Below are 8073 nucleotides of genomic sequence, written 5' to 3' on the forward strand. Positions count from 1 at the left end.
TGTCGGAGCTGAGTTGTGTTGCCAGCGTGGCCCATCCGGCCGAGGCGCGACTGGGCACGGTGGGCAAGCTGCTGCCCGGGCTGGAGGCCAAGATCGCCGAGGACGGTGAATATCTGGTGCGGGGACCGCTGGTGATGAAGGGATATCGCGGCGAACAGACCAAGACTGCCGAGGCCATCGACCCCGACGGCTGGCTGCACACCGGCGACATCATGGACGTCGACGCCGACGGTTATCTGCGGATCGTCGACCGGAAGAAGGAGCTGATCATCAACGCGGCCGGAAAGAACATGTCGCCGGCCAACATCGAGACCACCGTGATGGCCGCCTGCCCGATGGTCGGCGCAATGCTCGCGATCGGCGACGGCCGCCCGTACAACACCGCGCTGTTGGTGTTCGACGCCGATTCGGTCGCCCCGTACGCGGCCCAGCACGGAGTCGCCGACGCCTCCGCCGAGGCGCTGGCGGCCGATCCGCAGGTGATCGCCCGGATCGCCGCGGGCGTGGCCGACGGCAACGCCAAACTGTCGCGGGTCGAGCAGATCAAGCGCTTCCGCGTGCTGCCGACCTTGTGGGAGCCCGGCGGAGACGAGATCACCCTGACGATGAAACTCAAGCGTCGGCCGATCATGGCCAAGTACGCCGCCGAGATCGAGGAACTGTACGCGGGCGAACCGGGCGCGGAGGTGCACGAGCCCAAGAGCGCATCGACCGCGCAACCGGCGTGACGGCCTAAGGGCGCTATCCGGCCTGGCGTTGCTTCCGGTGCGCAACGAGTGCTGTCGCCAACCCGTGTCGCCGCACATCGGCCGCATCGCGTGGCAAGTCCGATTGCTTCTTGACATTCCGGAACTTGTTCTCGGAGGCGGTTTCTGGTGCGTCGTCGCAGGATGCGGAAAGGAACCGGGCCGGCAAAGCCAATTTGCAGATCGTGCGCACCGTGAGTAGGTACTGGCGAATGAAGGAACCTGTCGTGTAGGGCAAGTCGTAGCTGACACACAGCGCGCGGACCCGTTCACCGATCTCGGGTAAGCGATTGCTCGGCAGGTCAGGGAACAGGTGATGTTCGATCTGGTAGCAGAGGTTTCCGCTCATGAAGGCCAGCACCGGCCCGGCCCGGAAGTTCGCGGTACCCAGCATTTGCCGCAGATACCACTCCGGCTTTGTCTCGTCCTCCAAGACCGACGCGGTGAACTTTTCCGCGCCGTCGGCGAAGTGCCCGCAGACGATGACGATGTAGGCCCACCCATTGCGAAGCCCGTTGGCCACCACGGTGGCTCCCAGGGTGCGGCGCCACCGTCGCCCGCTAAAAGCAGGAAAGAGAACATAATCCTTAAGGGCTTGGCGGAGCATCTTGCGGATCATCGTCTTTTTATGGGCGGATTTGCCGGCCTCGGTGGTCTCGCGATCCTGCACCGAGTACAGGCCGTGCATTGCGACACCCCATTCGAAGGCGGTCGCCAGCAACACTGCGCGCAACGGCTGCAACAGGTTGCTCGGCCGCCACTCCTGGTCGCGGGTGACCCGCATGACTCCGAAGCCGAGGTCGTCGTCCATGCCGACGACGTTGGTGAACTTATGGTGTAGGTGGTTGTGCGAGGACCGCCACTGTGACGAGGGACCGACCATGTCCCATTCCCAGGTAGCGGAATGGATTTCCGGGTCGTTCATCCAATCCCACTGACCGTGGGTGATGTTGTGGGCGAGTTCCATGTTCTCGATGCACTTGGCCGCAGCCAGCGCGACGGTTCCGGTAATCCAGCCGACCCTGGTTTTGCTGGCGAGGATGGTCAGCCTTGCCGCGACCTCGAGGCCTCGCTGGAAGGCGATGGCGCGCCGGATGTATTCACGGTCTTCTGCGCCGCGCGACTCCTCGATGTCGCAACGAATCGTGTCCAACTCGGCCGCGAGCGCGGCCACATCCGCGGTGCTCAGATGGGCGTATTCGGGTACTTCGGTGATGGCCATCGACGCTTACCGGGGTGTGGCCGGGATGGCAGGTGGCCCTAGCCGCGCGAAAGCGCGCAGCGGCCAGCCGAACAGCTGGGGCATGTGTTTGATTACCTGCTTTATCGGCTGTACGCCGGACGTCGGACCGTGGGTTGGCGGTGTCGCTTGCAGACTCTACACGGCGAGGGTCACACCGCGGTCTCGGCGCGAACGCAGTCGACCTGACGCCCGGATCAGCCGCTAAAACGGAGGGTGATCAGCAGGCCGATCAGCGTGACCACACCGGCCAGAAGCATCGCTGCCCTGGGATTGCCGAAGTTGAGCGTCCATCCCAGACCGAACCGGCGCGGAACCAGCAGCGCGTGGTCGTCGCGGTTGATGTAGAACAGGCCACGCCGCCAGTATTTGTCGTCGTCCCGGTGGATCAGCCCGGTGTCCTGCTCGCCCACATCCCGCGGGCGGTTGTTCGTGGCCAGCACCACGACGGCCACCACGACGGCGGCCAGGATCGGGAGCACGACCACCAGTGGCGCCCACGAAGTGACCGTCCCGGTCCACATCAGCAGCGATGATCCCAGCATCCCCAGGTCGATCATCGCCGCCAGCCCGAGCAGCGCGTTGGCGCCCAGCGACATGTACTGGCGGTGCCAGCGCGCCGAGGTGACCGGGCGCGCCGGGTCGATGTCGGGCCGGCTACTGCGGAAGATGGCCGACGCGATACCCACGAGCAACGCGGTTACGCCGATCTGCACGAACACCAGTGAGAAAGCGGTCCCGACCGACTTGGCGGCCAACCGGTTGGGCACGCCGTTCGCGCCGTAGTGCACCGTGAGCGTCTCGGGCATCGTCGGGTAGCTGATCACGCCGATCGCCACCGTGGCGACGATGACGAGCAGCGCCGGTGCCAGCCAGAGCCAGGGAAACCGCGGTGGATCGGTCCGCAGTTCGGTGTCCACCGCAATGCCTTGGTGCAGGCCCCCGTACCAGCCCCCGGCGGCCTTGGCGGCCCGGATCTCGTGGTTGGCCAGGAAGAAGCAGCCATACCAGACGCCGACGGGCAACAGCACCGACAACGGCAGCAGCAGCGGTTCGCCGGTCACGCTGTAGATGACGATGCCGACCCCGGCGGCGACGATCCCACCGACGAGTACCCGCCATCGGTAGATGCGGGTCTGCCGGACCACGGTCGGGTCGTCGGCACGCTGGGCCGGTACCCGGACCCCGAAGGGCACGGTCGGACTGTTGATCGAGGGCAGCACCAGGGCGAGTACGAGCACCAGTGCTGACAACGCGGAGCTCAGGACGATGGCAACGGTCATGGTGTGTCCTTTGGCTGCGGGGTACCGAATGAATCGAGCACGGACCGACAGGTCTTGAGAGCCTCGTCGGCCGGTAGTCCTTTGGCGACGGCCTCGGCCAGCAGGGTGCGTGCCCTCGCGGCCCACTCCGCGCGGAACGGCGAGTCCGCGACCGCCTGGGTCACCACCGCGCCGGTCTTGCGGTTGAGCCGGATCAGGCCCTGCTGGCGCAGGAGGTCGTAGGCCTTGTTCACGGTGTGGAAGTTGATCCCGAAGTCCGCGGCGAGCGCCCTGGTGGCCGGCAACGAGCTGCCCTCGGTCAGCACGCCCTCGGCGATCGCCTCCACGATCCGGTCTCGAAGCTGCTGGTAGATCGGCACCTCACTGGCCAGGTCGACGTTGAGGATCACAAATCCACCTCCACAACTTTATTCTATAAGTTATAGAACAGACCGCGGCCGGTGACAACCCCGAACGTGCACGTTGTCACGCCCTGACGTCAGCGGGTCGAACACCCTGAGCCGGCAGGTTTTAAGGTGGCCGTATGCCGCTTGAAGGTGAATACGCCCCTAGCCCGTGGGATTGGTCCCGAGAACAAGCCGAAAAGTATGCCGAATCCGGGGGAGCCGACGCCGCAGATATGAAGGGCGTGCCCATCATTCTGTTGACCACGGTGGGCGCCAAGACCGGCAAGCTTCGCAAGACTCCGCTGATGCGGGTCGAGCACGACGGCGAGTACGCGATCGTCGCCTCGCTGGGCGGGGCGCCGACGAACCCGGTCTGGTACTACAACGTCGCCAAGAACGCGCGAGTCGAGCTGCAGGACGGCAGCGTCACCCGCGACTACGACGCCCGCGAGGTATTAGGCGACGAGAAGGCCGTCTGGTGGGAGCGCGCAGTGGCGGCCTTCCCGGACTACGCCGAGTACCAGACCAAGACCGATCGGCAGATTCCGGTCTTCGTGCTCACCCCTGTGCAGTGAACTTGCAGCTGGGTGGGACCATTAATCGGTGTCCGCCGAACTGAGCCAGACTCCTAGCACCCCGGGTGGTGGGCCGCTCTCTGCGGCCGAGATCGATGCCGCGGCGAAGCGAATTGCGGGGGTGGTGACCCCCACACCGCTACAGCTCAGCGACCGGTTGTCCGCGACAACCGGGGCCAGTGTCTACCTCAAGCGCGAAGACCTGCAGGTGGTGCGCTCATACAAGTTGCGCGGCGCCTACAACCTGTTGGTGCAGCTGTCGGACGAGGAACTGGCCGCAGGCGTGGTGTGCTCGTCGGCGGGGAATCACGCGCAGGGCTTCGCGTTCGCCTGCCGGACACTGGGGGTGCACGGCCGCGTGTACGTACCGGCCAAGACCCCGAAACAAAAGCGTGACCGGATCCGCTATCACGGCGGCGAGTTCATCGAGTTGATTGTGGGCGGATCGACCTACGACCTGGCCGCCGAGGCCGCGCTCGCCGACGTCGAACGCACCGGCGCCACGCTGGTGCCGCCGTACGACGACCTGCGCACCATGGCCGGGCAGGGAACCATCGCCGTCGAGCTGCTTGATCAGCTCGATGCCGAGCCGGACCTGGTTGTGGTTCCGGTGGGCGGCGGCGGCTGCATCGCCGGCATCACCACCTACCTCGCCGAGCGGACGAACAACACCGCGGTGCTGGGTGTCGAGCCCGCCGGCGCCGCGGCGATGATGGCCGCACTCGCCGCCGGGGAGCCGGTCACCCTGGACCACGTTGACCAGTTCGTCGACGGCGCGGCGGTGCGACGGGCGGGAACGCTGACCTATGCCGCGCTGGCCGCCGCCGGCGACATGGTGTCGATCACCACGGTGGACGAAGGCGCGGTGTGTACCGCCATGCTGGAGCTGTACCAGAACGAGGGCATCATCGCCGAGCCGGCAGGCGCGCTATCGGTCGCCGGCCTGTTGGAAGCCGGAATCGAGCCGGACACCACCGTGGTGTGCCTGGTCTCCGGCGGCAACAACGACGTGTCCCGGTATGGCGAAGTGCTGGAGCGCTCGCTGGTGCACCTGGGTCTCAAGCACTACTTTCTGGTCGACTTCCCGCAGGAGCCCGGGGCGCTGCGCCGGTTCCTGGACGACGTACTGGGACCCAACGACGACATCACGCTGTTCGAGTACGTCAAGCGCAACAACCGGGAGACCGGCGAGGCGCTGGTGGGTATCGAGCTGGGCTCGGCCGCGGAATTCGATGGCCTGGTGCAGCGGATGCGTGCCACCGAGATGCAGATCGAAACCATCGAGCCGGGCTCGGCGGCCTACCGCTATCTGCTGTAGCTGGCGTTCATACGTGAACAAGTCGCATTCACGATGCGGCCTAGAGTCTTTCTCGTGCGAGTGGACCGCGAGCTTGTCTTTGACGCTGTCGCGAACGAGCGGCGCCAGATCGCGATACTGATCGATAGCTTGGACGACACACAGTTGGCGACGCCTAGCCTGTGTGCAGGCTGGGACGTCAAGACCGTGGCCGCACATCTCGCCTGCTCTGTCGCCGACGGTTTCTCGGTGCCCTTGAGGATGGCCCTGCGCCGTGGCAGCCTGGCCCGCGCGATAGATGAGCTCGCACGCTGTCGCGCGCAGCTGCCGGCCGCCGAAATCGTTACCACCCTGCGTCAGCGCGCCAATTACCCCTTGAGTCCTCCGGTATTCGGGCCGGTGGCCCCCTTCGCCGATATCTTGATCCACGGCGGCGACATCAGAATTCCCCTCAACCTCCCGTTTGAGCCCGACCCCGAACTTGCGGCGCTTGCGCTGGATTTCTTGACCGGGCCGTGGCCGTTTGGCTTCGTGCCCCTGGGTCGGCTGTGGGGCATCTCGTTGCGGGGCATCGACATTGATCGATCCTGGGGTAGAGGAGCTGAAGTCCGCGGCCCCGCGGCCGCCTTGATGATGGCCGTCAGCGGCCGTACCGCACTGCTGGACAACCTTGATGGGCCCGGACTACCTCTACTGCACCAACGGCTGCTGTCTGCCTGACCGCAGTCCATTTTGTGATGGCCGTTTCGGATGCCGAGTCCATCATCGCGTGCCAGCTACGCGCAGTTGGCCGTGGGCACTGGGGCGAAGGCTTCGCGTCGTTGTTGGGTTTCGATGGCGCCGCCGGGCTCTGCGTTGAGCCCGGTTACGTCTTCTCATCGTTGGCAGTTCTACTTTTGGGACGCCCCATCACCCCAACGGTTGCCGGAACTGCTGCACCCCAATGTGGTCCTCGTGCAGCCACTCGCAGCTCGCATGATCGGGATCCAGGCAGCACAAGCAGAGTTTCAACGCATCTGGTCCTGCCTTCCAGAGCTACGTGCTCACGTCGACCGTTGGTGTGGAGATGGGGACCTAGTCTTCATTGAGTTCCGGCTTTACGCGCGCATCGGAGGCAAGGTCGCTGAATGGCCCAATGTGAACCGACTCGTGCTGCGCGACGGCAAAGCGATCGAACGCGTGACCTACTTCGATCCACTCACGATCCTGCCCACGCTCCTTCGACACCCGTCAACATGGTGGCGATGGTGGCGCGCCCGCTAGGACGAGTCCTAGCAGCCGCTGTAGGTAGACGTCACTGACCGTCAGTACATTCACTGAGTGTTGAGCGGTCCGCAACGAACGTCGAACCGTTTGTGGACGGTGTCGAGGATGTGGCGCTGGCGGTCGCGTTCGCGGTGGTGCGTGCGTAGATAGCGTGCGGCGCTCATCAGGCGGCGTGGCAGCGGGTACCACAGATTGAAGTCGAGTCCGCACTGGATCAGCACTTCTGCCGGGACGCTGTCGGCGATGAGGCTCATGTTATGCAGGGCAAGCGAAATCAGTGCGAACGGGAATGCCGCATTCGCCTTGATCCGCAGGTCCATCGCATCCAGTTCATACAGCGGGACGTCGTTGATCTTGCCCAGAAACAGCAGGTGCGTGATGAAGTAGCCCATGACGGACGTCAAATGGAGCGTGACAGAACGCGGATTAATCGAAACCACCGATCCACCGCGAGAAAGGTAAGGCTCATAGGGGCGGTCGTCTGGTTTGAAGTATCCGGTGCAATTGACTATCCAGCTGCCCGGCTGGATCGCCTTCGTAGAACCAGTACGGAACTCCAAGTCGATTGCGCCGTTGCGGTCGACGGCATCCACGAAGTAATCCATGATCACGTCGTTGAGCCCTGAAGCGATCGTCTTGGTCTCCGGTTCCGACAACACGCCCAGCAGGAAGTTTGCAGTCGTGGGGGTTACCCATGTGCCGTATGTAGCGCGGAACCAGTCCGCGACCTCTGCCTCGTTGGTGCCGTCGAAACGACGCGTCAGCTCCAGGCCCAGATTGGTGAAAGTCGTACCGCGCCACCACCGGCGGGCCCCGCCGGGAAGGATCCGGTCGCGGCTCATGAAGTACGTTCCGGAACCTGCCACGAGGTTTACCTCACGCCCGGGGTATGCGGTGATCAGCGCGTAGGCGGTATCCATCGCGGTCTTGCCGCCACCGATGATCCACACCGGGGTGTCGCTGGCCCGCATTTCTTCGCACCGCATGTCGCAGAAGTCGGGCGACACCGACAGGATGCGCTCGCTGGAAATCTCGAGTGGGTCGTTGGGCTTCACTTGGAACCCGTAGGCCTTGATCAGACGCTTCGCCGCGATAACCAGATGCTGGCCATCGGAGGATTTGCAGGTGATCCGCACGGTGCCGTCCATCTCATCGTCGGACTCGACTGCCCAGCCGAAGAACTCCTCAACCTGCACCCGCTGCTTAATCACATTGAGGCAATGTTCAAAGTGGTGGAGCACCTCGCTCTTCGTCGCCAAGTACGAGCGGTCCTGGCCCAG

Annotated in this window: 8 protein-coding genes and 1 pseudogene; 5 read left to right on the plus strand and 4 right to left on the minus strand. The window is 64.6% G+C overall.

Annotated elements, in window-relative coordinates; genetic code table 11:
• Positions 1-728, plus strand: a pseudogene (locus tag WAN71_RS03815) (long-chain fatty acid--CoA ligase); the annotation flags it as partial.
• 13 nt (positions 729-741) lie between these two features.
• Here WAN71_RS03815 and WAN71_RS03820 read toward each other — a convergent pair.
• From WAN71_RS03820 to WAN71_RS03830, 3 genes are all read right to left on the minus strand, one after another.
• Complete coding sequence (locus WAN71_RS03820; protein ID WP_422224056.1) at positions 742-1968, minus strand: fatty acid desaturase family protein; 1227 nt, start codon at positions 1966-1968, stop codon at positions 742-744.
• A gap of 215 nt (positions 1969-2183) precedes the next feature.
• Positions 2184-3269: a DUF1648 domain-containing protein gene (locus WAN71_RS03825; protein WP_422224057.1), complete on the minus strand. Its 1086-nt coding sequence runs from the start codon at positions 3267-3269 to the stop codon at positions 2184-2186.
• On the minus strand, positions 3266-3658 hold the full coding sequence (locus WAN71_RS03830; protein WP_422224058.1) for a GntR family transcriptional regulator: 393 nt from the start codon (positions 3656-3658) through the stop codon (positions 3266-3268). Before WAN71_RS03830 ends, WAN71_RS03825 begins: the two co-directional genes overlap by 4 nt.
• Before the next feature lie 134 nt (positions 3659-3792).
• Here WAN71_RS03830 and WAN71_RS03835 point away from each other — a divergent pair, with 134 nt between their 5' ends.
• The 4 genes from WAN71_RS03835 to WAN71_RS03850 all read left to right on the plus strand — a co-directional run bounded on the left by WAN71_RS03835 (position 3793) and on the right by WAN71_RS03850 (position 6790).
• Positions 3793-4230, plus strand: coding sequence for a nitroreductase family deazaflavin-dependent oxidoreductase (locus WAN71_RS03835; RefSeq protein WP_422224059.1), 438 nt, complete (start codon positions 3793-3795; stop codon positions 4228-4230).
• A 28-nt stretch (positions 4231-4258) separates the two neighbouring features.
• Positions 4259-5548, plus strand: coding sequence for a threonine ammonia-lyase (gene ilvA, locus WAN71_RS03840; RefSeq protein WP_422224060.1), 1290 nt, complete (start codon positions 4259-4261; stop codon positions 5546-5548).
• A 60-nt stretch (positions 5549-5608) separates the two neighbouring features.
• Positions 5609-6247: a maleylpyruvate isomerase family mycothiol-dependent enzyme gene (locus tag WAN71_RS03845; RefSeq protein ID WP_422224063.1), complete on the plus strand. Its 639-nt coding sequence runs from the start codon at positions 5609-5611 to the stop codon at positions 6245-6247.
• A gap of 114 nt (positions 6248-6361) precedes the next feature.
• Positions 6362-6790 carry a nuclear transport factor 2 family protein gene (locus tag WAN71_RS03850; RefSeq protein ID WP_422224061.1) on the plus strand — a complete coding sequence of 143 codons (429 nt, stop codon included), beginning with the start codon at positions 6362-6364 and terminating at the stop codon, positions 6788-6790.
• A gap of 50 nt (positions 6791-6840) precedes the next feature.
• Here WAN71_RS03850 and WAN71_RS03855 read toward each other — a convergent pair.
• The coding region (locus tag WAN71_RS03855) for a potassium transporter (protein ID WP_422224062.1) at positions 6841-8073 on the minus strand (1233 nt) is incomplete at its 5' end.

The organism is Mycobacterium sp. (assembly GCF_049280035.1).
Lineage (GTDB): Bacteria > Actinomycetota > Actinomycetes > Mycobacteriales > Mycobacteriaceae > Mycobacterium.